Below are 22666 nucleotides of genomic sequence, written 5' to 3' on the forward strand. Positions count from 1 at the left end.
GAGCCCTTTTGGTTACTTTTGGCTGGGCCGGCATTCCGGGCTCTTTTCCAAAAGTGACCCGCCGTAAGGGCGGAACCATAAGCCGCCGTTACATAAAAAACGGATATGTACTCAATAAAACCAACCGAACCCAAACCTGGCCCAACTCTTGCTCTACCTCCCAATACTGCATCCCCGACCCCCATGCAGTGGAGACCTTTACCTATGCCAGTCGCCCCGAATTCGCTCCTTCAGGCTGCCCCCGCGGCCAAGCCTCAAGCGCCCGCCGCCAACCCACCGGCAGCGGCTGCGGACCCACGGGACAAGGGCCCTGGCTTCGCTCAAGTGTTTGCCAACCAGGCTTCCAAACCCACGGCTAAGTCCGACGACAACTCGCCCAAGCCCGCCGCCGGCAAGTCTTCCGACGCCAGTGACAAACCTGCCACCAGCACGCCAGCCGTTGCCGATAGCGGCAATACCTTGCCTGCCACCCCACCGACCAAGACCGACGACAGCGCCAGCAAGGACGACGACGCGCCAACCGACCCGACCCTGGTACAGCAGCCTCCGGCTGACCCGGTGGTCGACCCGGCCCTGATTGCCACCGTCACTCCGGTAGCCGTGCCAGTGCCAGTAGAAACCCCGGCGCCTGTCACCACAGCCAAGGATGACAAGACCCAGCCGGTGGTCGCGGCACCCGTCGCGGCCACCGAGGAAGCCAAGCCAGTCTTCGATCCGGAAGCCGATCCTTTGGACGCCATGCCCGCCGTGCGCCTGGCGATGGAGCAGGGCGGTCACGTCTCGGCCAGCAGTCAGGCCCAGGCCAAAGCCGCCCCGGCGCCAACCCAGGATCAACCCACCGCCGCCCAGAACTTTGCCGCTGGCCTGGCCAATATGGTCGACCAGCAAGCCACCAAGGACAGCACTGACACGGGCGGTGACAAGGCCTTCGGCGGGTTGATCGAGGACGGCCTCAAAGACCTGAAAAACGCCAGCAGCGACACCCGTGTCGACGACTTCGCCAACCGCCTGGCGGCATTGACCCAGGCCGCCACGCCGAAAACCGCCAACGCCTTGCCGCCGGTAACCAATGCGCCGCTGGCCATGCACCAGAGCGGCTGGACCGATGAAATCGTCAACCGCGTGATGTACCTGTCCAGCGCCAACCTCAAGTCGGCGGAGATCCAGTTGCAGCCGGCCGAACTCGGTCGCCTGGATATCAAGGTCAACATGACCGCCGACCAGCAAGCCCAGGTCAACTTCATGAGCGCCCACCCGGTGGTACGTGAAGCTTTGGAAAGCCAGTCCGGCCGCTTGCGGGAGATGTTCGCCCAGCAAGGCATGGGGCAGGTGGATGTGAATGTGTCCGACCAGTCCCGTGGCCAGGAGCAACAGCAGCAACAGGCCCAGACCGGTAGCGTGAGCCGCAGCGGTGGACGTGGCGGGGATAACGGCGACAGTGGCAGCCACATTGATGTGGCTGAAGCCGTGGCACCCGTAACCTCAACCGTGATCGGTTCCAGCGCCGTCGACTACTACGCCTGATGTCTGTCTGAACGCGGTCGATGTGGGGGCTGGCTTGCCTGCGATAGCGGTGTATCAGTGACAGAGATGCCAACTGATACACCGCAATCGCAGGCAAGCCAGCTCCCACCTTTTGATTTGTGGCGTCCTATCGTCTCCGATTGCCAGACAACTCTGGCATAACACTTGCTCTTGCCTTTCCGTAGATCTATGAATCCCCGAATAGTGACGGATTATTGGCATGGCGAAGAGCGACGACGCAGCAAAAGCACCCGCAGGCAAAGGTAAGCTCAAGCTTATCCTGTTGATAGTCCTGGGCCTGCTCCTGGCCATCGGCGCCTCGGTCGGCGGTACTTGGTACATCATGCACAGCGGTGCCAGCAAGCCGGCACCTGCCGCCGAAACCGCCAGTAACGTCAAGCAACCGGCAATCTTCGAGCCGATGCTTCCGGCCTTTGTCGCCAACTTCAACCAGAACGGCCGCCAACGCTACCTGCAGGTGAGCATCACCTTGCTGGCGCGTAATGCCTCGGACCTGGACGCCCTCAAGGTGCACATGCCGGTGATCCGTAACAACCTGGTGATGCTGTTCTCCAGCCAGAGCTTCGACACACTTGCCACCCCGGTGGGCCAGGAAATGCTGCGCCAGAAGGTCACCGCCAGCGTGCAGGAAGTGGCCCAGAAGGAACTCGGCAAAGTCGTGGTCGAGCAGGCGCTCTTCACTAACTTCGTATTGCAGTAGGATCACGACATGGCCGTGCAAGACCTGCTGTCCCAGGATGAAATCGACGCGCTGCTGCATGGCGTCGACGATGGTCTGGTACAGACCGAAATGGCTGCCGAGCCCGGCAGCGTCAAAAGTTATGACCTCACCAGCCAGGATCGCATCGTCCGTGGACGCATGCCGACCCTGGAAATGATCAACGAGCGTTTCGCCCGCTACACCCGCATCAGCATGTTCAACATGCTGCGCCGCTCGGCGGACGTGGCGGTGGGCGGCGTGCAGGTGATGAAGTTCGGTGAATACGTGCACTCGCTGTACGTGCCCACCAGCCTCAACCTGGTCAAGATCAAGCCGCTGCGCGGTACCGCGCTGTTCATCCTGGATGCCAAGCTGGTGTTCAAACTGGTGGACAACTTCTTCGGCGGCGACGGCCGTCACGCCAAGATCGAAGGCCGTGAATTCACCCCCACCGAACTGCGCGTTGTGCGCATGGTGCTGGAGCAAGCCTTCGTCGACTTGAAGGAAGCCTGGCAGGCGATCATGGAAGTCAATTTCGAGTACATCAACTCGGAAGTGAACCCGGCCATGGCCAACATCGTCGGCCCCAGCGAGGCCATTGTGGTGTCCACCTTCCACATCGAACTCGATGGCGGTGGCGGCGACCTGCACGTGACCATGCCGTACTCGATGATCGAGCCGGTGCGCGAGATGCTCGACGCTGGTTTCCAGTCCGACCTGGACGACCAGGACGAGCGTTGGGTCAAGGCCCTGCGCGAAGATCTGCTGGACGTCGACGTCCCCCTGAGCGCCACCGTGGCCCGTCGCCAGTTGCGCCTGCGCGATATTTTGCACATGCAGCCAGGGGACATCATCCCCGTCGAATTGCCCGACGAAATGATCATGCGCGCCAATGGTGTGCCGTCATTCAAGGTCAAGCTCGGTTCCCACAAGGGCAACTTGGCTCTTCAAGTGGTCGAACCGATCAATCGTCGCTGATCAACACTCATTTTTGCTTCGCCGAGGATATGTAATGGCTACCGAACACGAAAACACTTCCGCCGAAGACCAGGCCCTGGCTGACGAATGGGCGGCTGCCCTGGAAGAAACCGGCGATGTTGGCCAGGACGACATCGATGCGCTGCTGGCCGCTGACGCCGCCACCTCTCCGGCCGGCAACCGTCTGCCGATGGAGGAATTCGGTAGCGTGCCGAAGAACAACGACCCGGTGACCCTCGACGGCCCGAACCTGGATGTGATCCTCGACATTCCCGTGTCGATCTCCATGGAAGTCGGCAGCACCGAAATCAACATCCGCAACCTGCTGCAACTCAACCAGGGTTCGGTGATCGAGCTGGACCGCCTGGCCGGTGAGCCGCTGGACGTGCTGGTCAACGGCACCCTGATTGCCCACGGCGAAGTGGTGGTGGTCAACGAGAAGTTCGGCATCCGCCTGACCGACGTGATCAGCCCGAGCGAACGCATCAAGAAGTTGCGCTGAGATGAAGTATTCGATGGCGGGACTGTTTCTGGCGCTGCCATTGAGCGCCCTGGCGGCTGAGCCGGCCGCGCAGGCCACCGCTGCCGCTGCGCCAGTGGTGAGCAGCGGCATTGGCGGGCAATTGACCCAACTGGTGCTGGGCCTGTTGCTGGTGGTGGGTTTGATCTTCGCACTGGCCTGGCTGCTGCGCCGCGTGCAGCGCGTAGGGCCGGGCAACGGTCAGGTGATCGAGATGATCGGTTCCCGCGCTCTCGGCCCGCGTGATCGCTTGGTGCTGGTGCAAGTGGGCGAGGAGCAGATCCTGCTGGGCATCACGCCCGGTCGCATCACCCCGCTGCATGTGCTCAAGACCCCGGTGAGCGTGGATCAGAGCCAGTCCGCCACGCCAGAATTCGCCCAGCGCCTGATGGAGTTGCTGGGCAAGGATCAGAAGGATAAGAAGTAATGCGCGTTTTATTGACGCTCATGCTGTTGCTGGCCGCGCCACTGGCGTTTGGCGCCGACCCGTTGTCGATCCCGGCGATCACGTTGGGCACCAACGCGGCCGGCGCACAGGAGTATTCGGTCAGCCTGCAGATCCTGCTGATCATGACCGCGCTGAGCTTTATCCCGGCGTTTGTCATGCTGATGACCAGCTTCACGCGGATCATCATTGTGTTCTCGATCCTGCGCCAGGCCCTGGGCCTGCAGCAGACGCCGTCGAACCAGATCCTCACCGGCATGGCCTTGTTCCTGACGCTGTTCATCATGGCGCCGGTGTTCGACAAGGTGAACCAGCAAGCCCTGCAACCCTACCTGGCGGAGAAAATGACCGCCCAGGACGCCATCGATAAAGCCCAGGGCCCGATCAAGGACTTCATGCTGTCGCAAACCCGCTCCAGCGACCTTGAGCTATTTATGCGCCTGTCCAAGCGCACCGACATTGCCACCCCGGACCAGGCGCCGCTGACCATCCTGGTGCCGGCGTTCGTCACCTCCGAATTGAAAACCGCGTTCCAGATCGGCTTCATGATCTTCATCCCGTTCCTGATCATCGACCTGGTGGTGGCGAGCGTGCTGATGGCCATGGGTATGATGATGCTGTCGCCGCTGATCATCTCGTTGCCGTTCAAGATCATGTTGTTTGTGCTGGTGGACGGCTGGGCGCTGATTATCGGCACCCTGGCCGGCAGTTTCGGCGGGGTATAGCGCGATGACACCAGAAGTCGCTGTCGACCTGTTCCGTGAAGCGCTGTGGCTGACCACCGTGATGGTCGCCGTGCTGGTGGTGCCGAGCCTGTTGGTGGGCTTGCTGGTGGCGATGTTCCAGGCCGCGACCCAGATCAACGAACAGACCTTGAGCTTTCTGCCACGCCTGCTGGTGATGCTGGTCACCCTGATTGTGGCCGGCCCCTGGCTGGTGCAGACCTTCATGGAATACATCCTGCAGTTGTACGGCAGTATTCCGCAGTTGATCGGCTGACCGGATGCAGTCGTTGCTGGCATTGACCGACACCCAGATCAGCACGTGGGTGGCGTCGTTCATCCTGCCGATGTTCCGGGTCACGGCGATGTTGATGGCCATGCCGGTGTTCGGCACCACCCTCGTACCACGCCGCGTGCGCCTGTACTTCGCGGTGGCGATTACCGTGGTGATCGTGCCGGGTTTGCCGCCGATGCCCCCCCGTCAATGCCATTGACCTCAGCGCCTTGCTGCTGATCGCCGAACAGATCCTGATCGGCGCGCTGATGGGCTTTTCCCTTACACTGTTTTTCCAGGCCTTTGTGGTGGCCGGGCAGATCATCTCGATCCAGATGGGCATGGGCTTCGCCTCCATGGTCGACCCTACCAACGGTGTGTCGGCGGCGGTGATCGGGCAATTCCTGACCATGCTGGTGACCTTGCTGTTCCTGGCGATGAACGGCCACCTCGTAGCCTTTGAAGTGCTGACCGAAAGCTTTACCACCTTGCCGGTAGGCTCGGGGCTGGTGGTCAATCATTTCTGGGAGATCGTCGGGCGCCTGGGTTGGGTGTTCGGCGCGTCGCTGTTGCTGGTGCTGCCGGCGATTACCGCGTTGCTGGTGGTCAACATCGCGTTCGGCGTGATGACCCGTGCGGCGCCGCAGTTGAACATCTTCTCGATTGGTTTCCCGTTGACCCTGGTATTGGGCATGGGGATTTTCTGGATCGGCCTGGCCGACATTCTCAATCAGTATCAACCGCTGGCGACTGACGCCTTGCAGTTCTTACGTGATCTGGCACGGGCGCGCTGAGCCATGGCCGAGAGCGAGAGTGGACAGGACAAAACAGAAGACCCCACGGAGAAACGTAAAAAGGACTCCCGGGAAAAGGGCGAGATTGCGCGCTCCAAAGAGCTGAACACCGTCGCCACCATGATGGCCGGCGCTGGCGCCTTGCTGATCTACGGCGGCGGCCTGGCGCTGGACTTGATGGAGTTGATGAAACACAACTTCACCTTGCCCCGCGACGTGCTGCTCAACCCTGACGCCATGGGCCAATACCTGCTGCACTCGGGCAAAATCGCGATCCTGGCGGTGCAGCCGATCCTGATCACGTTGCTGCTGGCCGCGCTGATCGGCCCGGTTGCCCTCGGCGGTTGGCTGTTCGCCGCCGGCAGCCTGGCACCCAAGTTCAGCCGCATGAACCCCGCCGCCGGGCTCAAGCGCATGTTTTCCACCAAGGCCTTGGTGGAATTGCTCAAGGCCCTGGCCAAATTCATCCTGATCCTGTTTGTAGCGCTGATGGTGTTGTCGTCCGACATCGACGACCTGCTGCGAATCGCCCATGAACCACTGGAGTCGGCGATCATCCACAGCGTGCAGGTGGTGGGCTGGAGCGCGCTGTGGATGGCCGCCGGGTTGATCATCATTGCAGCTGTGGATGCACCGATCCAGTTGTGGGAAAGCCACAAGAAACTGCTGATGACCAAGCAGGAAGTGCGCGACGAACACAAAGACCAGGAGGGCCGCCCAGAGGTCAAGCAGCGTATTCGCCAACTGCAGCGTGAAATGTCCCAGCGCAAGATGATGGCTGCAGTGCCCGACGCCGACGTGGTCATCACCAACCCGACCCACTACGCCGTGGCGCTCAAGTACGACCCGGAGAAGGGCGGCGCGCCGATGTTGTTGGCCAAGGGCAGCGACTTTACGGCGCTGAAGATTCGTGAGATTGCGGTGGCCAATGACATCCTGCTGCTGGAGTCGCCGGCGCTGGCGCGGTCGATCTTCTATTCCACCGACCTGGACCAGGAAATCCCCGCCGGGCTCTACCTGGCAGTGGCTCAGGTGTTGGCGTATGTCTATCAGATTCGCCAGTACCGCGCGGGCAAGGGCAAGCGTCCGGATCCGCTCAAGGATCTGCCAATCCCGCCGGATTTGCGCCGCGATTCCTGATTTCTCACTCTCTACCACTCGTCGTGAATGCCTGCCTACCTGTCAACTTTGACAGTAGTCAGAAGGGCGCTCTCGCGGTTCTATTGCTTGAAGCGCTGCGCGAAGGCTGTAGATGAGATGCAGGGAGAGTGGTTTTGAAGGCGGTCAGAGGCGCTGTCAAATATTACGACCAAAAATCCGGGATGGGTTTGATTGCCCTGGAAAACGGTGAAGACGACGTGCGCGTGAATTTCATCGGTTCGCGGGGTATTCGGCTTGCCGTGGGCCTGCGGGTGGAGGTCAAGAGAGTTCATGGGCGCGATGCGGTCTATGCATCCGACGTTCGCGTTATCCCGTAAGTCAGGGGAGCGGCAATGGCAACAGGTACGGTTAAGTGGTTTAACGCGGAGAAGGGGTTTGGGTTTATCACTCAAGACGGTGGTGGCGATATATTTGTCCACTTCTCGGCCATCACGGGCGACGGTTTCAGGACGCTTGAAGAGAACCAAAAAGTAGAGTTCGAGGTAGCGCAAGGGCCCAAAGGCGCTCAGGCCGAGAACGTCCGCGTCCTATGAGCTTGATGATCGTTCCCGCAGGGCAGTGCAGGAACGATCCGCCCTCAGGCCATCAAGTGCTCGCTGTCCGCCAACACTCTGTCAGCCAGCAGCTTTGCCAGCCCAATCAACTGTGCAACGCCCAGCGCGCCTTCGCGTTTTGGCCCTTCCAATTCAAACGCAAAATCACTCATCAGCGCCTCGGCCGAAGCGAGGGTTTCGGTGAGGTTGACCAGCAGGTCTTCGGTGTTGAGGTGGTCTGCGACTGTGAACAGGCTGATGGGGGGATTTGGGGTGGGTTTGGTCATTGTGAGGCTCCTTAAAAGTGGAGCTGCCACTGATCGCCGCGACGCGATGGGGTGACAGCTGTGCGCAGGTTCGCGGACCGGTCAAGGAGCAACCCGGCATACCCAAGGTATCCCGCGCACAGCCGCCATAGCGCCGCACAGTAGACGCTAAAAAAGCGTCAACTGAAAGCGGGCGATAGTGCTTTTGCTCTTTGAAAATCCGGGCCGCGACGCCCGACCACTGCGTTTGCAGCGGTGTACGGAGACTAGAGAGCGGCTTTCCTAGGGGCAACCTCAAAACCCTGTCAGAAATTTCCTCGGTAGCGGCCGGTGGACACAAATCCAAGTGTGGGAGGGGGCTTGCCCTCGATGGCGTTGTGTCAGTCACCGACTCTTAGTCTGGCAAGCTGCAATCGGGGGCAAGCCCCCTCCCACATTTAAAATGTGTTCTTTCCGAAAAAACGTGGGCGTTTATAGCGATCGACGTTCCAAAACAAAAGTTGGAAGGCTTCTTGCAATACCGCCTGCAGGACGCCCAATTGCGTCAAAACTTTGCTTCAAAGGACACGAGGAATACCGGTGGTGGATCGCTCTCAAATGCTCGGCAACGCCCGCAGCACCCTGACTGACCTCTCGCGAGGCAATCTGGGTGTGCCGTTGTTGTTGCTGGTGATGCTGGCAATGATGATGTTGCCGATGCCGCCGTTCCTGCTGGACGTGTTCTTTACCTTCAACATTGCCCTGTCCGTCGTGGTCCTGCTGGTGTGCGTATACGCCCTGCGGCCGTTGGATTTTGCGGTATTCCCGACCATTCTGCTGGTGGCGACCCTGTTGCGGCTGGCGCTGAACGTGGCGTCGACCCGTGTGGTCATGCTGCACGGCCAGGACGGCCACGCCGCCGCCGGTAAGGTGATCCAGGCGTTCGGTGAGGTGGTGATCGGCGGTAACTACGTGGTCGGTATCGTGGTGTTCGCGATCCTGATGATCATCAACTTCGTGGTGGTCACCAAAGGCGCCGGGCGCATCTCCGAAGTGAGCGCGCGTTTTACCCTCGACGCGATGCCCGGCAAACAGATGGCTATCGACGCCGACCTCAACGCCGGCCTGATCGACCAGAACCAGGCCAAGTCGCGCCGCCTGGAAGTGGCCCAGGAAGCCGAGTTCTACGGTTCCATGGACGGTGCCAGCAAATTCGTGCGCGGTGACGCCATTGCCGGCCTGCTGATCCTGTTCATCAACCTGATCGGTGGCATGGCCGTGGGTATCTTCCAGCACGGCATGACCTTCGGCGATGCGGGCAAGGTGTACGCCTTGCTGACCATCGGTGACGGTTTAGTGGCGCAATTGCCATCACTGTTGTTATCGACAGCAGCGGCCATCATGGTGACCCGTGCTTCGGGCTCCGAAGACATGGGCAAGCAGATCAGCCGGCAGATGTTCGCCTCGCCCAAGGCGTTGGCCGTGGCGGCGGGCATCATGGCGATCATGGGTATCGTGCCGGGCATGCCGCACGTGTCATTCCTGAGCATGGCGGCCCTGGCCGGCGGCGCTGCGTACCTGTTCTGGAAAAAGCAGAATCAGGTCAAAGTCATCGCCCAGCAAGAGATCGCTCGCCAGCAGGAACTGCTGCCATCCCCGGCCCGCGCCCAGGAAACCAAGGAGCTTGGCTGGGATGACGTAACCCCGATCGACATGATCGGCCTGGAAGTCGGCTATCGCCTGATCCCGCTGGTGGACCGCAACCAGGGCGGCCAGTTGCTCGCGCGGATCAAGGGCGTGCGCAAGAAACTCTCACAGGACCTGGGCTTCTTGATGCCCACCGTGCACATCCGCGACAACCTCGACCTGGCGCCGAGTGCCTACCGCCTGACGCTGATGGGCGTGATCCTGGCCGAAGCCGAGATCTACCCGGACCGCGAGCTGGCGATCAACCCCGGGCAGGTGTTCGGCAGCCTCAACGGCATCACCGCCAAAGATCCGGCTTTTGGCCTGGACGCGGTGTGGATCGAAATCAGCCAGCGCAGCCAGGCGCAATCCCTCGGTTACACCGTGGTGGACGCCAGCACTGTGGTCGCGACTCACCTCAACCAGATCCTGTACAAACACTCCCACGAGCTGATCGGCCACGAGGAAGTCCAGCAATTGATGGGTTTGCTGGGCAAAGCGTCGCCGAAACTCGCCGAAGAGCTGGTGCCAGGCATTCTGTCGCTGTCGCAGTTGCTCAAGGTGTTGCAGGCGCTGTTGGCCGAACAGGTGCCGGTACGCGACATTCGCAGCATTGCCGAGGCCATCGCCAACAATGCCGCCAAGAGTCAAGATACTGCCGCCCTGGTGGCCGCAGTGCGCGTCGGATTGTCGCGTGCAATCGTCCAAAGCATTGTAGGGCTTGACTCCGAGCTGCCTGTGATCACCTTGGAACCCAGGTTGGAACAAATATTGCTCAATAGTATTCAGAAGGCAGGACAAGGCCAGGAAGAGGGCGTTCTGCTGGAGCCAAGCATGGCTGAGAAGCTGCAGCGTTCGTTGATTGACGCCGCACAGCGCCAGGAAATGCAGGGCCAACCGGTGATCCTGCTGGTGGCAGGCCCCGTCCGGGCGATGTTGTCGCGGTTTGGGCGTTTGGCAGTACCGAATTTGCACGTTTTGGCTTATCAGGAAATTCCTGACAACAAGCAAGTGACTATCGTCGCGACAGTAGGGCCCAACGGCTGAGGGTAGTGGGTTATGCAAGTTAAGCGTTTTTTCGCCGCCGATATGCGTCAGGCCATGAAACTGGTTCGTGATGAGCTGGGCGCCGACGCCGCGATTATCGGAAACCGTCGTATTGCCGGCGGTGTCGAGCTGACCGCTGCCCTGGATTACACCCCCCAGGCCCTGGCGCCACGCGTGCCGAACATGGAGCTCGAAGACGAGTTGCGCAAAACCGCTTCGCGCATCGTTTCGGCCCAGGCTGAACTGAGCATGCGCGGCGACAGCGATGCCACCACCAATCGCCAGTTGTTCGCCGGCCTGCCGTTGACCGCTGCCGAGCCACTGGTCGAGCCGACGTTCAAAGAACCGCCGCGTCCTGCTGCGCCTGCCCCGGCGCCTGCGGTTGACCAGCGTGTGTTCGACTCGATGCGCTTTGAACTCAATGGCCTGCGTGAACTGCTGGAAGTGCAGTTGGGCTCGCTGGCCTGGAACCAGCTGCAGGGCAGCAAGCCGCAACAGGCCAACCTTTGGCGTCGGCTGCAACGCATCGGCCTGTCTGGCCCGTTGTCCCGCGACCTGTTGGCTCTGACCACTGAAATCGACGAGCCTCGCCAGGCCTGGCGCATGTTGCTGGCTCATTTGGCGCGGATGATCGTCACGCCGGAAATCGAACCCCTGGAAGAGGGTGGTGTAATTGCTATGGTCGGCCCTGCCGGCATGGGCAAGACCACCACCCTGGCCAAGCTGGCTGCCCGCTACGTCCTCAAGTACGGCGCGCAGAATATCGCGCTGGTGAGCATGGACAGCTACCGTATTGGTGCCCAGGAACAGCTCAAGACGTTGGGCCGAATTCTCAATGTGTCGGTGACCCATGTAGATCCGGGCCAGTCCCTGGCCAATGCCCTCGACCCACTGCTGCGCAAACGCGTGGTGTTGATCGATACCGCTGGCCTGCAAGCCAGCGACCCGGCATTGCGCATGCAACTGGAAAGCCTTGCCGGGCGTGGCATCAAGTCGAAGAATTACCTGGTGCTTGCAACCACCAGCCAGAAACAGGTTCTTACCGCTGCGTATCACAGCTACAAACGCTGCGGCCTGGCCGGTTGCATCCTCACCAAGCTCGATGAAACCGCGAGCCTGGGCGAGGTGCTGAGCCTGGCCATCAGTCATGAATTGCCGGTCGCCTACCTGACCGACGGGCCGCGGATCCCGGATGATCTGCATCTGCCGCGCCGTCATCAGTTGGTCAGCCGTGCAGTCAGCGTGCAAATGCAAGAAGAGCCTAGCGAGGAAGCGATGGCCGATATGTTCGCCGACCTTTACCACAACCCGGCAAAACGGGTTGGTTGAGGCAGGATGAACACCGTGAAATGTATCTACATCGATGGTCTGCAAGCGATTCACGCGGCCAAGCCATGTAGCCTGCGTCTAAGCAAGACAAGGTAAAGAAATAAAATGGGCAGCATGCATCCCGTACAGGTGATCGCGGTGACCGGCGGCAAAGGTGGCGTCGGGAAAACTAACGTGTCAGTGAATTTGTCCCTGGCCCTGGCAGAGCTTGGCCGTCGTGTCATGCTGCTGGATGCTGACCTGGGGCTGGCGAACGTCGACGTTCTGCTGGGGCTGACGCCCAAACATACCCTGGCCGATGTGATCGAAGGCCGCTGTGAGCTGCGCGATGTGCTGCTGCAGGGCCCCGGTGGCATTCGCATCGTGCCGGCCGCCTCCGGCACCCAGAGCATGGTGCACCTGAGCCCGGCGCAGCATGCCGGCCTGATCCAGGCTTTCAGTGATATCGGCGACAACCTCGACGTGCTGGTGATCGACACCGCCGCCGGGATCGGCGAGTCCGTGGTCAGCTTCGTGCGCGCAGCGCAGGAAGTGTTGCTGGTGGTCTGCGATGAACCCACCTCGATCACCGACGCCTACGCCCTGATCAAACTGCTTAACCGCGACTATGGCATGAACCGCTTCCGCGTCCTGGCCAACATGGCCCAGAGCCCGCAGGAAGGGCGCAACCTGTTCGCCAAGTTGACCAAGGTCACGGATCGCTTCCTCGATGTCGCCTTACAATACGTCGGCGCAGTTCCCTACGACGAGTGTGTGCGCAAGGCTGTGCAAAAGCAGCGTGCAGTCTACGAAGCGTTCCCTCGTTCCAAATGCGCATTGGCGTTCAAGGCTATTGCCCAGAAGGTCGATACCTGGCCGTTGCCTGCCAACCCGCGGGGGCATCTGGAGTTTTTCGTCGAGCGATTGGTGCATCAGACGAGTGCAGGACCCGTGCTATGACAGCAACCGGCTACAACGCGTACAAGAAGTCTGCCCGTGACAGTCAGGGCGAGTTGATCGAGCGCTACGCGCCCTTGGTCAAGCGCATTGCCTATCACTTGCTGGCACGCCTGCCCGCCAGCGTCCAGGTCGAAGACCTGATCCAGGCGGGCATGATCGGCCTGCTTGAAGTGTCGACCAAATACGACGCGAGCAAGGGTGCGAGTTTCGAGACGTACGCGGGTATCCGTATCCGTGGCGCGATGCTTGATGAGGTACGTAAAGGTGACTGGGCGCCGCGTTCGGTGCATCGCAATACGCGCATGGTCAGTGATGCAATTCGCGCAATTGAAGCAAAAACCGGTCGCGACGCTAAAGATCACGAAGTTGCGGCCGAACTCCAATTGAGTCTCGACGATTACTACGGGATTTTGAACGATACCTTGGGCAGCCGCCTGTTCAGTTTCGACGACCTGTTGCAGGACGGCGAACACGAAGGGCTGCACGAGGACGGCGCGAGCGCTCATATGGAGCCATCGCGTGACCTGGAAGATGAGCGTTTCCAGGGGGCGTTGGCGGATGCGATTGCCAATTTGCCGGAGCGTGAGCGACTGGTGTTGGCGCTGTACTACGACGAAGAGCTGAACCTCAAGGAAATCGGTGAGGTCCTGGGGGTCAGCGAGTCGCGGGTCAGCCAGTTGCACAGCCAGTGCGCAGCCCGCTTGCGGGGGCGTTTGGGAGAGTGGCGAGCGCGCTGACAGGCAGTGTGGGGACACTGCAGACGATACCGCGAGGGCCTGGCCTTTGCGGGTTCGACCCGTGGTGCCCCGGCAGTCCTTTTTGTGTAATGCCTGTTGATTGAAATGGCGCGTCCAGGTGCTGGGCGCGTTTAAGACTGCTTGGAGGTCGAATTGGACAAGAACATGAAAATCCTCATCGTTGATGACTTCTCAACGATGCGGCGGATCATAAAAAACCTGTTGCGTGACCTTGGGTTCACTAACACGGTCGAGGCGGATGACGGCATTACGGCGATTCCGATCCTCAACAGCGGCAGCATCGACTTTCTGGTAACGGACTGGAACATGCCGGGCATGACCGGTATCGACTTGCTGCGCCACGTGCGCGCCGACGAAAAACTGCGCAGCCTGCCTGTGCTGATGGTGACCGCCGAAGCCAAGCGTGAGCAGATCATCGAAGCCGCCCAAGCCGGGGTAAACGGTTACGTGGTCAAGCCATTCACTGCATTGGCCTTGAAAGAGAAGATCGAGAAAATCTTCGAACGCATCCACGGCTAATGCCATCGCGGGGGAGCTATGGAGCATAAAGAAACGTCACAGGGAGACTTCGAGTCGACCCTGAAAAAGCATGCTCACCAGTTGGTCGACAGCCTTGAAAAAGGCCAGTTCGGCGACGCGGTGCAGTTAATCCATGAGCTCAACCAGACCCGTGACCGCGGCCTGTACCAGGAAGTGGGCAAGCTCACACGCGAGCTGCACAGTGCGATCGTCAATTTCCAGATTGACCCGCATATGCCCCAGGCCGAGGAAATCTCCCAGATCACCGATGCCACCGAACGCCTGTCTTATGTGGTCAGGCTGACTGAGGCGGCGGCCAACCGCACCATGGACCTGGTGGAGAACGCCACGCCCCTGGTCAATGGCATGGCCAATGAAGCCCAGGCCCTCAGCGTTGACTGGGGCCGCTTCATGCGTCGGGAAGTGGGCGCGGAAGAGTTTCGTGAATTGGCGCGTCGGGTCGAAGGGTTCTTGTCACGCAGCGAGCAGGAAAACCGCACGGTTTCCAGCAACCTCAACGACATTCTGCTCGCCCAGGATTACCAGGACCTCACCGGTCAGGTGATCAAGCGTGTGACCCAGTTGGTCACCGAAGTGGAAAGCAACTTGCTCAAATTGGTGCTTATGGCAGGCCAGGTTGACCGTTTTGCCGGTATTGAACATGACCGCGAAGCGATCCTCTCGGAAAAAGATCCAAAAAAACATCTCGCCAAGGGTGAAGGTCCGCAGATTCATGCCGATAAACGTGAAGACGTTGTATCGGGTCAAGATGATGTTGATGACCTGTTATCCAGTTTAGGCTTCTAAGGAGCACCCACATGAGCTTCGGCGCCGATGAAGAAATCCTTCAGGATTTCCTTGTAGAGGCCGGCGAAATTTTAGAGCAGTTGTCCGAGCAACTGGTCGAGCTGGAAAGCCGACCGGATGATGCGAACCTGCTCAATGCAATTTTTCGCGGTTTTCACACTGTAAAAGGGGGCGCCGGCTTCCTCCAGCTCCATGAGCTGGTGGAGTGCTGCCACATCGCCGAGAACGTGTTCGACATCCTGCGCAAGGGTGAGCGTCACGTTGATTCGGAATTGATGGACGTGATTCTCGAAGCACTGGATGCGGTCAACGGCATGTTCAGCGAGGTGCGCGACCGTGCACCGATCACTGCCGCCACCCCGGAGCTGCTGGCCGCCCTGGCGCGCCTGGCGGAACCCGCCGACACCTCGGCAGCGCCTGTGGTCGAGGCGGCGCCCGAGCCTGTGGCCGAAGCCGAAGCGGATGTGACCGACAGCGAGTTCGAACAGTTGCTCAACTCCCTCAGTGCCGTGAAGGCCGAGGCTGAGGCACCCAAGGCGCCCGTCGCTGCGCCAACCAGCGAAGACATCACCGACGCTGAGTTCGAATCCCTGCTTGACCAATTGCATGGCAAAGGCCAGTTTGCAGCGGACGCCGTGGCACCTGCCGCTGCGCCCGAGGCGCCTGCGGCTAAAGCCAATACCGACATCACCGACGACGAATTCGAAGCGTTGCTCGACCAACTGCACGGCAAGGGCACCTTCGTGGCCGACGCCTTGCCGGAAGTCGCCGCCACCGCCGCAGCGCCTGCCGCAGCCAGTGCAGCACCGGCTGGCGACGGCCTGATCTCCGATCATGAGTTCGAATCGCTGCTGGACGAATTGCACGGCAAGGGCAAGTTCAGCGAAGTGGCTCCGGCCGCTGCTGCTGTTGCCACGGTTGCCGCCAAAGCCGCCGCGCCGGCTCCGGCCGCCAAGCCTGCGCCTGTAGCGGCTCCTGCTCCAGCGCGTGCCGCCGCAGCACCGGTTGCCGAGAAGCCTGCCAGTGAAGCCGAAACCACCGTGCGGGTTGATACCGCACGCCTGGACGACATCATGAACATGGTCGGCGAACTGGTACTGGTGCGTAACCGCCTGGTGCGCCTGGGCCTGAGCAGCGGCGATGAAGCCATGCAAAAGGCCGTGTCGAACCTCGACGTGGTCACCGCCGACCTGCAAACCGCCGTGATGAAAACGCGGATGCAGCCGATTAAGAAAGTCTTCGGCCGCTTCCCGCGCCTGGTTCGCGACCTCGCGCGCCAGTTGAAGAAAGAGATCAACCTGGAACTGGTGGGTGAAGAAACCGACCTCGACAAAAACCTGGTCGAGGCCTTGGCCGACCCGCTGGTCCACTTGGTGCGCAACGCCGTCGACCACGGCGTGGAAACCCCGGAAGAACGCGAGGCCTCGGGCAAATCCCGCAACGGCAAAGTGATCCTGGCGGCGGAGCAAGAAGGCGACCATATCCTGCTGTCGATTACCGACGACGGCAAAGGCATGGACCCGACCATCCTGCGTAACATCGCGGTCAAGCGTGGCGTGATGGACAAGGACGCCGCCGACCGCCTGACCGACACCGAGTGCTACAACCTGATCTTCGCCCCGGGCTTCTCGACCAAGACCGAAATTTCCGACGTGTCCGGCCGTGGCGTCGGCATGGACGTGGTGAAGACCAAGATCAGCCAGCTCAATGGCTCGATCAACATCTACTCGACCAAGGGCCAGGGCTCGAAGATCGTGATCAAGGTGCCGTTGACCTTGGCGATCATGCCGACCCTGATGGTGATGCTGGGCAACCAGGCGTTCGCCTTCCCGCTGGTCAACGTCAACGAGATCTTCCACCTCGACCTGTCGCGCACCAACGTGGTGGACGGCCAGGAAGTGGTGATCGTGCGCGACAAGGCGTTGCCCCTGTTCTACCTCAAGCGCTGGCTGGTGGCATCGGCCAAGCATGAAGAGCAGCGCGAAGGTCATGTGGTGATTCTCTCCGTGGGCACCCAGCGCATCGGCTTTGTCGTCGATCAACTGGTGGGCCAGGAAGAAGTGGTCATCAAGCCTTTGGGCAAAATGCTGCAGGGAACCCCGGGCATGTCGGGTGCGACCATCACCGGTGACGGTCGGATCGCGCTGATTCTCGATGTTCCGAGCATGCTCAAGCGTTACGCCGCTCGGCGTATTTGATTCTGGTGGGGCAGGGCGGTAGTGCCCGCCCCGCCTAACGGAGTGTTTATGGCAGTCAAGGTCCTGGTGGTGGACGATTCGGGTTTCTTCCGCCGCCGCGTCTCGGAAATTCTTTCCGCCGATCCAACGATCCAGGTGGTCGGCACGGCCACCAACGGCAAAGAGGCGATTGATCAAGCCATTGCGTTGAAACCGGACGTGATCACCATGGACTACGAGATGCCGATGATGGATGGCATCACCGCAGTCCGGCACATCATGCAACGCTGCCCAATCCCGGTATTGATGTTCTCCTCGCTCACGCACGAAGGCGCCCGGGTCACCCTGGATGCGCTGGACGCCGGCGCGGTGGACTTCCTGCCGAAGAATTTCGAAGACATCTCGCGCAACCCCGAGAAGGTCAAGCAACTGCTGTGCGAGAAAGTGCACAGCATTTCGCGCAGTAACCGTCGTAGCCTGTTCAGCGCTCCCGCGCCGACGCCTGCACCGGTTGCGGCACCGGCTGCGCCGACGTCATCGTTTGCTCGCCCAGCGCCTGCGCCGGTTGCACGGCCTGCCGTGGCGCCGGTTCGCGCCGCTGCGCCTGCCGCTACCCACTCGCCTGCGCCGAAACGCAAGGCCTACAAGCTGGTGGCTATCGGCACGTCCACCGGCGGCCCGGTGGCCCTGCAACGCGTATTGACCCAACTGCCGGCCAACTTCCCGGCGCCGATCGTGTTGATCCAGCACATGCCCGCCGCCTTCACCAAAGCGTTCGCCGAGCGCCTGGACAAGCTGTGCCGCATCAGCGTCAAGGAAGCCGAGGATGGCGACATCCTGCGTCCTGGCCTGGCGTTGCTGGCGCCGGGTGGCAAGCAAATGATGGTGGACGGCCGTGGCGCGATCAAAATCCTGCCGGGCGACGAGCGCCTGAACTACAAACCGTGCGTGGATATCACCTTCGGTTCGGCAGCCAAGTCCTACGGCGACAAAGTTCTGGCGGTGGTGCTCACCGGCATGGGCGCCGACGGCCGTGAGGGCGCGCGCCTGCTCAAGCAGGGCGGCAGCGCCATCTGGGCCCAGGACGAGGCCAGCTGCGTGATCTATGGCATGCCTATGGCCATCGTCAAGGCCGACCTGGCCGACGCCGTCTACAGCCTGGACGACATCGGCAAGCATCTGGTGGAGGCCTGCCTCTGATGGATGTCTTGAGCCTGATCGGTATCATCATGGCGTTTGTCGCGATCATTGGCGGCAACTACCTCGAAGGCGGTCACCTTGGCGCCCTGGCCAACGGTCCGGCCGCGTTGATCGTGATCGGCGGCACCGTGGGCGCGGCGTTGTTGCAGTCGCCCATGAGTTCGTTCAAGCGCGCCATGCAGATCCTTATCTGGATCATTTTCCCGCCGCGTGTCGACCTGCCTGGCGGCATCGACCGCGTGGTCAACTGGAGCCTCACCGCCCGCAAGGAAGGCCTGCTGGGCCTGGAAGGCGTGGCCGATGCCGAGCCTGACAGCTACGCACGCAAAGGCCTGCAATTGCTGGTCGATGGTGCCGAACCGGAAGCGATCCGCAGCATCCTCGAAGTGGATTTCTACACCCAGGAAAGCCGCGACATCAACGCCGCCAAAGTCTACGAAAGCATGGGCGGCTACGCGCCGACCATCGGCATCATCGGTGCGGTGATGGGCCTGATCCACGTGATGGGCAACCTGGCCGATCCGTCGCAACTGGGCAGCGGCATTGCCGTGGCGTTTGTCGCCACGATCTATGGCGTGGCCAGTGCCAACCTGGTGTTGTTGCCGGTGGCGAGCAAGCTCAAGTCGATTGCCCTGCGCCAGTCGCGTTACCGCGAAATGTTGTTGGAAGGTATTTTGTCGATTGCCGAGGGCGAGAACCCGCGCTCCATCGAATTGAAGCTCCAGGGCTTCATGGATTGATGGGAGGTATTCATTGTGAGCCGTCGCCGTCGAGAGCCTGAAGAACACGTCAACCACGAGCGGTGGTTGGTGTCCTACGCGGACTTCATCACTTTGCTGTTCGCGTTTTTCGTGGTGATGTACTCCATCTCGTCGATCAACGAAGGCAAGTACAAGGTCATTTCCCAGGCACTGATCGGCGTGTTCAACGACGCCGACCGCTCGCTCAAGCCGATTCCCATCGGTGAAGAGCGGCCCAAGACCGTGACCCCGGCCAAGCCGCTGGTCAACGACAGCGATGAAACCGCTGCCGGTGTGGGTGGCACCAGCGATCCGCTGAAAAGCATCGCCGATGACATCAGCGCAGCGTTTGGCGACCTGATCAGCTCCAACCAGATGACCGTGCGCGGCAACGAGTTGTGGGTGGAGATCGAGCTCAATTCCAGCCTGTTGTTTGCCAGCGCCGACGCGTTGCCGAGCGACCAGGCGTTTACCATCATCGACAAGGTGGCGGCGATCCTCAAGCCGTTTGAAAACCCGATCCATGTCGAAGGCTTCACCGACAATTTCCCGATCAGCACCGCGCAGTACCCGACCAACTGGGAGCTGTCCTCGGCCCGTGCGTCCAGCATCGTGCGCATGCTGGCGATGCAGGGCGTGAACCCTGGGCGCCTGGCCTCGGTGGGTTATGGCGAGTTCCAGCCGGTGGCCAATAACGCCACGGTAGAGGGCCGCGCGAAGAACCGCCGGGTGGTGTTGGTGGTGTCGCGCAACCTGGATGTGCGCCGCAGCCTGACCGGTACCGGCACCGCCAATGCAACACCGGATGCCGCCTTGAAGCGGGCTGGCACACAAACTGCACCGCCCTCTGTAAAACCGCCGGTTCGTCAGAGCGCCGTCAATTCTCCGTCGCCGGCTCAATAACCTTTTGCAATGTCTCGGTCGCGCCTGTGCCTGCCGGGAGGAACCAACCGAATGAGAGTCTGGGCAGTTGCCAATCAAAAAGGTGGGGTCGGCAAGACCACCACGTCCATCGCCTTAGCCGGCTTGCTGGCCGAGGCGGGCAAGCGCGTGGTCGTGGTGGACCTGGACCCGCACGGCTCCATGACTAGCTATTTCGGCTACGACCCGGATGCTCTGGAACACAGCAACTACGACCTGTTCCTGCACAAGGGCAGCGTGCCGGCCGATCTGCCGGGGCAACTGCTGCTGCCCACCAGCAACGAAAGCATTTCCCTGCTGCCCTCCAGCACCGCCCTGGCCACCCTTGAGCGCCAGTCGCCGGGGCAGAGCGGGTTGGGCCTGGTGATCGCCAAGACCCTGGCGCAACTGTGGCAGGACTTCGACTACGCCATCATCGACAGCCCGCCGTTGCTCGGCGTGCTGATGGTCAACGCCTTGGCGGCCAGCCAGCAGTTGGTGATCCCGGTGCAGACCGAACACTTGGCGGTCAAAGGCCTGGAGCGCATGGTCAGCACCCTGGCGATGATCAACCGTTCGCGCAAACAGGCGCTGCCGTTCAGCATCGTGCCGACCCTGTTCGACCGCCGCACCCAGGCGTCCCTCGGCACCCTGCGCGTGTTGCGCGATGCCTACCCGGACACCATCTGGAACGGCTACATCCCGGTGGACACGCGCCTGCGTGACGCCAGCCGCGCAGGCCTCGCGCCGTCGCAGTTCGACCCGAAAAGCCGTGGTGTGCTCGCCTACCGTGCGTTGCTCAAGCACCTGTTGTCGCAACAGCTTGTGGCGCAGGTGGCGTGATGAACCGTCCTGTCGAACTCAAGACCCGGCCGCAACTGGCACTGGAATCCTACCTGGATGCCCTGCTGCAGGATGCGACCGCCGAAGAACTGCCGGAACCGATTCTGGTGTTGGAACCGGCTGTTGAACCCGAAGCCGCGCTGGATGAATTCCAGTTGGCCGTGCTCGAAGAACAAGCCCGCGATGCGCAGGTCGTGGTGCCGATCACACCGATAGTGGTGGCGCCTGTGGTGGTTGCGCCCGTCGTTGTCGAGCCAGTGGTGGAAGTGCACCTGCCGCCGAGTATTACGCCGCCGCCAGTCACCGGTGACGGTCGCCCGAGCTGGGCTGCCGAACCGTTTGAATGCCTGCTGTTCGACGTCGCCGGCTTGACCCTGGCAGTGCCGTTGGTATGCCTGGGCTCGATCTATTCCCTGGAAGGCCAGGAGTTGACGCCGCTGTTCGGCCAACCGGAGTGGTTCCTCGGCATCCTGCCCAGCCAGGCCGGTAACCTCAAGGTCCTGGACACTGCGCGCTGGGTCATGCCCGACCGCTACCGCGATGACTTCCGCCAGGGCCTGCAATACGTGATCTCGGTGCAGGGCTACGAGTGGGGGCTGGCGGTGCATCAAGTCAGCCGCTCGTTGCGCCTGGACCCGAACGAAATCAAATGGCGCAGCCACCGCGGCCAACGGCCTTGGCTGGCGGGCACCGTGATCGAACACATGTGCGCGTTGCTCGACGTCGCCGAACTGGCCGAGTTGATCGCCAGCGGTGCCGTCAAGTCGATGCCACTGAACAAACACAGTTGATTGAACAATAAGGGCCGCATGCGAATGCGGTCAGTGAAGCACGCACGCCGTGTCATGCGGCATTTGAAGGGGTCAGGGGTATGAACAAGTCAGCGTCCGCACAAGGTTTGGATGATCCGATCCTGCAATGGGTGACCTTCAAGCTGGACAACGAGTCCTACGGCATTAACGTGATGCGCGTGCAGGAAGTGCTGCGCTACACCGAGATCGCCCCGGTGCCGGGTGCGCCGAGCTACGTGCTGGGCATCATCAACCTGCGCGGCAACGTGGTGACGGTGATCGACACCCGTCAGCGTTTCGGCCTGGTGCCGACTGAAGTCAACGACAACACGCGTATCGTCATCATCGAAGCCGACAAGCAAGTGGTCGGGATCATGGTCGACAGCGTGGCTGAAGTGGTTTATCTGCGCCAATCGGAAGTGGAAACTGCGCCGAACGTGGGTAACGAAGAGTCCGCCAAGTTCATCCAGGGTGTGTGCAACAAGAACGGCGAGCTGCTGATTCTGGTTGAGCTGGACAAGATGATGAGCGAAGAAGAATGGTCGGAACTGGAGAGCATCTGATTGTTCCTTGAGGCCGCGGTGATTGTCCTGGCCCTGTTGTGGGCTGGGACTTTGGCATTTCTGTTGCGCTTTGTGCGTCAGCAGCGTGAACTGTTGTTGCAGCAGGCTGAGCGTGATGCTCTGCGTGATCGGCGGGTGCTGGAGTTGGTGAAGCGGGTTGATCACTTTCAGCAGAGTGCGGTGAAGGTCGGGGATGAGGTGCATGAATTGCGCGCAATTGTCGGGCCGTTGCCTGACAAACTGGCGCAGATTGAGCAGCGGGATCCTTCGAGTCTTTCGTTTGCCCAGGCCGCTAAGCTGGTGGGGATGGGGGCTACGGTGGATGAGTTGACGCAGTCTTGTGGGTTGACTCAGGCTGAGGCGCAACTGATGAGTAAGCTTCACAAGAGTTGACTGGGTACATATCCGTTATTTAGGTAACGGCCGCCTATGGTTCCGCTCTTACAGCGG

25 protein-coding genes and 1 pseudogene are annotated in these 22666 nt (G+C 61.0%); 25 read left to right on the forward strand and 1 reads right to left on the reverse strand.

Annotation, left to right across the window (positions count from 1 at the left end; all coding sequences use genetic code 11):
• Positions 1–204: 204 nt before the first annotated feature.
• The 11 genes and pseudogenes from HX793_RS30260 (at position 205) to HX793_RS30310 (ending at position 7672) form a co-directional block, all read left to right on the forward strand.
• Positions 205–1524: a flagellar hook-length control protein FliK gene (locus HX793_RS30260; RefSeq protein WP_177053623.1), complete on the forward strand. Its 1320-nt coding sequence runs from the start codon at positions 205–207 to the stop codon at positions 1522–1524.
• A gap of 220 nt (positions 1525–1744) precedes the next feature.
• Positions 1745–2245, forward strand: a complete 501-nt coding sequence (gene fliL, locus HX793_RS30265; RefSeq protein ID WP_177062115.1) for a flagellar basal body-associated protein FliL — start codon at positions 1745–1747, stop codon at positions 2243–2245.
• A 9-nt stretch (positions 2246–2254) separates the two neighbouring features.
• On the forward strand, positions 2255–3223 hold the full coding sequence (gene fliM / locus HX793_RS30270; protein ID WP_016976568.1) for a flagellar motor switch protein FliM: 969 nt from the start codon (positions 2255–2257) through the stop codon (positions 3221–3223).
• A gap of 34 nt (positions 3224–3257) precedes the next feature.
• Positions 3258–3725, forward strand: a complete 468-nt coding sequence (fliN, locus tag HX793_RS30275; protein ID WP_016976567.1) for a flagellar motor switch protein FliN — start codon at positions 3258–3260, stop codon at positions 3723–3725.
• 1 nt (position 3726) lies between these two features.
• A complete protein-coding gene (gene fliO / locus HX793_RS30280) occupies positions 3727–4170 on the forward strand; it encodes a flagellar biosynthetic protein FliO (RefSeq protein WP_016976566.1) in 444 nt (147 codons plus the stop codon).
• Complete coding sequence (gene fliP / locus HX793_RS30285) at positions 4170–4913, forward strand: flagellar type III secretion system pore protein FliP (RefSeq protein WP_016976565.1); 744 nt, start codon at positions 4170–4172, stop codon at positions 4911–4913. Before fliO ends, fliP begins: the two co-directional genes overlap by 1 nt.
• A gap of 4 nt (positions 4914–4917) precedes the next feature.
• Positions 4918–5187, forward strand: coding sequence for a flagellar biosynthesis protein FliQ (fliQ, locus tag HX793_RS30290; protein ID WP_010208761.1), 270 nt, complete (start codon positions 4918–4920; stop codon positions 5185–5187).
• A 4-nt stretch (positions 5188–5191) separates the two neighbouring features.
• Positions 5192–5978 (forward strand): annotated as a pseudogene (fliR, locus tag HX793_RS30295) (flagellar biosynthetic protein FliR).
• Positions 5979–5981: 3 nt separating this feature from the next.
• On the forward strand, positions 5982–7118 hold the full coding sequence (gene flhB / locus HX793_RS30300; protein ID WP_177053622.1) for a flagellar biosynthesis protein FlhB: 1137 nt from the start codon (positions 5982–5984) through the stop codon (positions 7116–7118).
• Between the two features lie 128 nt (positions 7119–7246).
• Positions 7247–7456 (forward strand): S1 domain-containing protein, encoded by a 210-nt coding sequence (locus tag HX793_RS30305; protein ID WP_016976562.1) that lies wholly within the window; start codon positions 7247–7249, stop codon positions 7454–7456.
• A 15-nt stretch (positions 7457–7471) separates the two neighbouring features.
• A complete protein-coding gene (locus tag HX793_RS30310) occupies positions 7472–7672 on the forward strand; it encodes a cold-shock protein (RefSeq protein ID WP_177094366.1) in 201 nt (66 codons plus the stop codon).
• 44 nt (positions 7673–7716) lie between these two features.
• Here HX793_RS30310 and HX793_RS30315 read toward each other — a convergent pair whose 3' ends face one another.
• Entirely contained in the window at positions 7717–7959 is a 243-nt protein-coding gene (locus HX793_RS30315) for a DUF6124 family protein (RefSeq protein ID WP_177094364.1), read from the reverse strand.
• Between the two features lie 576 nt (positions 7960–8535).
• Between HX793_RS30315 and flhA the strand changes: the two genes are divergently transcribed.
• From flhA to HX793_RS30385, 14 genes are all read left to right on the forward strand, one after another.
• Positions 8536–10650 (forward strand): flagellar biosynthesis protein FlhA, encoded by a 2115-nt coding sequence (flhA, locus tag HX793_RS30320; protein ID WP_218168778.1) that lies wholly within the window; start codon positions 8536–8538, stop codon positions 10648–10650.
• Between the two features lie 12 nt (positions 10651–10662).
• Positions 10663–11979, forward strand: a complete 1317-nt coding sequence (gene flhF, locus HX793_RS30325) for a flagellar biosynthesis GTPase FlhF (RefSeq protein WP_177053619.1) — start codon at positions 10663–10665, stop codon at positions 11977–11979.
• 105 nt (positions 11980–12084) lie between these two features.
• A complete protein-coding gene (fleN, locus tag HX793_RS30330) occupies positions 12085–12918 on the forward strand; it encodes a flagellar synthesis regulator FleN (protein WP_003192912.1) in 834 nt (277 codons plus the stop codon).
• Entirely contained in the window at positions 12915–13655 is a 741-nt protein-coding gene (gene fliA, locus HX793_RS30335) for an RNA polymerase sigma factor FliA (protein ID WP_016976604.1), read from the forward strand. The genes fleN and fliA overlap by 4 nt, the downstream gene beginning before the upstream one ends.
• A gap of 165 nt (positions 13656–13820) precedes the next feature.
• The gene (locus HX793_RS30340; protein WP_015885173.1) at positions 13821–14195 is read left to right on the forward strand and encodes a chemotaxis response regulator CheY; all 375 of its coding nucleotides are present in this window, start codon (positions 13821–13823) and stop codon (positions 14193–14195) included.
• Between the two features lie 18 nt (positions 14196–14213).
• The gene (locus HX793_RS30345) at positions 14214–15002 is read left to right on the forward strand and encodes a protein phosphatase CheZ (RefSeq protein ID WP_177053618.1); all 789 of its coding nucleotides are present in this window, start codon (positions 14214–14216) and stop codon (positions 15000–15002) included.
• An 11-nt stretch (positions 15003–15013) separates the two neighbouring features.
• Positions 15014–17200, forward strand: a complete 2187-nt coding sequence (locus tag HX793_RS30350) for a chemotaxis protein CheA (RefSeq protein ID WP_177062120.1) — start codon at positions 15014–15016, stop codon at positions 17198–17200.
• A gap of 48 nt (positions 17201–17248) precedes the next feature.
• Complete coding sequence (locus tag HX793_RS30355) at positions 17249–18379, forward strand: protein-glutamate methylesterase/protein-glutamine glutaminase (RefSeq protein ID WP_177094362.1); 1131 nt, start codon at positions 17249–17251, stop codon at positions 18377–18379.
• Positions 18379–19119, forward strand: a complete 741-nt coding sequence (locus tag HX793_RS30360; RefSeq protein WP_016976609.1) for a flagellar motor protein — start codon at positions 18379–18381, stop codon at positions 19117–19119. Before HX793_RS30355 ends, HX793_RS30360 begins: the two co-directional genes overlap by 1 nt.
• A 15-nt stretch (positions 19120–19134) precedes the next feature.
• The gene (gene motD / locus HX793_RS30365) at positions 19135–20022 is read left to right on the forward strand and encodes a flagellar motor protein MotD (protein ID WP_016976610.1); all 888 of its coding nucleotides are present in this window, start codon (positions 19135–19137) and stop codon (positions 20020–20022) included.
• A gap of 51 nt (positions 20023–20073) precedes the next feature.
• Positions 20074–20862 (forward strand): ParA family protein, encoded by a 789-nt coding sequence (locus tag HX793_RS30370; protein WP_016976611.1) that lies wholly within the window; start codon positions 20074–20076, stop codon positions 20860–20862.
• A complete protein-coding gene (locus HX793_RS30375) occupies positions 20862–21653 on the forward strand; it encodes a CheW domain-containing protein (protein ID WP_016976612.1) in 792 nt (263 codons plus the stop codon). The genes HX793_RS30370 and HX793_RS30375 overlap by 1 nt, the downstream gene beginning before the upstream one ends.
• Positions 21654–21733: 80 nt before the next feature.
• On the forward strand, positions 21734–22216 hold the full coding sequence (locus tag HX793_RS30380) for a chemotaxis protein CheW (RefSeq protein ID WP_010564003.1): 483 nt from the start codon (positions 21734–21736) through the stop codon (positions 22214–22216).
• Positions 22217–22609, forward strand: coding sequence for a DUF2802 domain-containing protein (locus tag HX793_RS30385; RefSeq protein ID WP_016976613.1), 393 nt, complete (start codon positions 22217–22219; stop codon positions 22607–22609). It abuts the gene before it with no gap.
• Positions 22610–22666: the final 57 nt, after the last annotated feature.

Source organism: Pseudomonas reactans, from assembly GCF_013387025.1.
In the GTDB taxonomy this organism is placed as follows: Bacteria; Pseudomonadota; Gammaproteobacteria; order Pseudomonadales; family Pseudomonadaceae; genus Aquipseudomonas; species Aquipseudomonas reactans.

Excerpts from the sequence above, each read along its gene's own strand:
- flhA (WP_218168778.1), top strand. The coding sequence starts at position 8,536 with ATGCTCGGCAACGCCCGCAGCACCCTGACTGACCTCTCGCGAGGCAAT.
- HX793_RS30340 (WP_015885173.1), top strand. The coding sequence starts at position 13,821 with ATGAAAATCCTCATCGTTGATGACTTCTCAACGATGCGGCGGATCATA.
- HX793_RS30380 (WP_010564003.1), top strand. The coding sequence starts at position 21,734 with ATGAACAAGTCAGCGTCCGCACAAGGTTTGGATGATCCGATCCTGCAA.
- fliL (WP_177062115.1), top strand. The coding sequence starts at position 1,745 with ATGGCGAAGAGCGACGACGCAGCAAAAGCACCCGCAGGCAAAGGTAAG.
- HX793_RS30375 (WP_016976612.1), top strand. The coding sequence starts at position 20,862 with ATGAACCGTCCTGTCGAACTCAAGACCCGGCCGCAACTGGCACTGGAA.
- HX793_RS30350 (WP_177062120.1), top strand. The coding sequence starts at position 15,014 with ATGAGCTTCGGCGCCGATGAAGAAATCCTTCAGGATTTCCTTGTAGAG.
- fliO (WP_016976566.1), top strand. The coding sequence starts at position 3,727 with ATGAAGTATTCGATGGCGGGACTGTTTCTGGCGCTGCCATTGAGCGCC.
- HX793_RS30370 (WP_016976611.1), top strand. The coding sequence starts at position 20,074 with ATGAGAGTCTGGGCAGTTGCCAATCAAAAAGGTGGGGTCGGCAAGACC.
- HX793_RS30360 (WP_016976609.1), top strand. The coding sequence starts at position 18,379 with ATGGATGTCTTGAGCCTGATCGGTATCATCATGGCGTTTGTCGCGATC.
- fliP (WP_016976565.1), top strand. The coding sequence starts at position 4,170 with ATGCGCGTTTTATTGACGCTCATGCTGTTGCTGGCCGCGCCACTGGCG.
- flhB (WP_177053622.1), top strand. The coding sequence starts at position 5,982 with ATGGCCGAGAGCGAGAGTGGACAGGACAAAACAGAAGACCCCACGGAG.
- fleN (WP_003192912.1), top strand. The coding sequence starts at position 12,085 with ATGGGCAGCATGCATCCCGTACAGGTGATCGCGGTGACCGGCGGCAAA.
- HX793_RS30345 (WP_177053618.1), top strand. The coding sequence starts at position 14,214 with ATGGAGCATAAAGAAACGTCACAGGGAGACTTCGAGTCGACCCTGAAA.
- HX793_RS30355 (WP_177094362.1), top strand. The coding sequence starts at position 17,249 with ATGGCAGTCAAGGTCCTGGTGGTGGACGATTCGGGTTTCTTCCGCCGC.
- fliM (WP_016976568.1), top strand. The coding sequence starts at position 2,255 with ATGGCCGTGCAAGACCTGCTGTCCCAGGATGAAATCGACGCGCTGCTG.
- HX793_RS30315 (WP_177094364.1), bottom strand. The coding sequence starts at position 7,959 with ATGACCAAACCCACCCCAAATCCCCCCATCAGCCTGTTCACAGTCGCA.
- fliN (WP_016976567.1), top strand. The coding sequence starts at position 3,258 with ATGGCTACCGAACACGAAAACACTTCCGCCGAAGACCAGGCCCTGGCT.
- flhF (WP_177053619.1), top strand. The coding sequence starts at position 10,663 with ATGCAAGTTAAGCGTTTTTTCGCCGCCGATATGCGTCAGGCCATGAAA.
- HX793_RS30310 (WP_177094366.1), top strand. The coding sequence starts at position 7,472 with ATGGCAACAGGTACGGTTAAGTGGTTTAACGCGGAGAAGGGGTTTGGG.
- fliA (WP_016976604.1), top strand. The coding sequence starts at position 12,915 with ATGACAGCAACCGGCTACAACGCGTACAAGAAGTCTGCCCGTGACAGT.
- fliQ (WP_010208761.1), top strand. The coding sequence starts at position 4,918 with ATGACACCAGAAGTCGCTGTCGACCTGTTCCGTGAAGCGCTGTGGCTG.
- HX793_RS30260 (WP_177053623.1), top strand. The coding sequence starts at position 205 with ATGCCAGTCGCCCCGAATTCGCTCCTTCAGGCTGCCCCCGCGGCCAAG.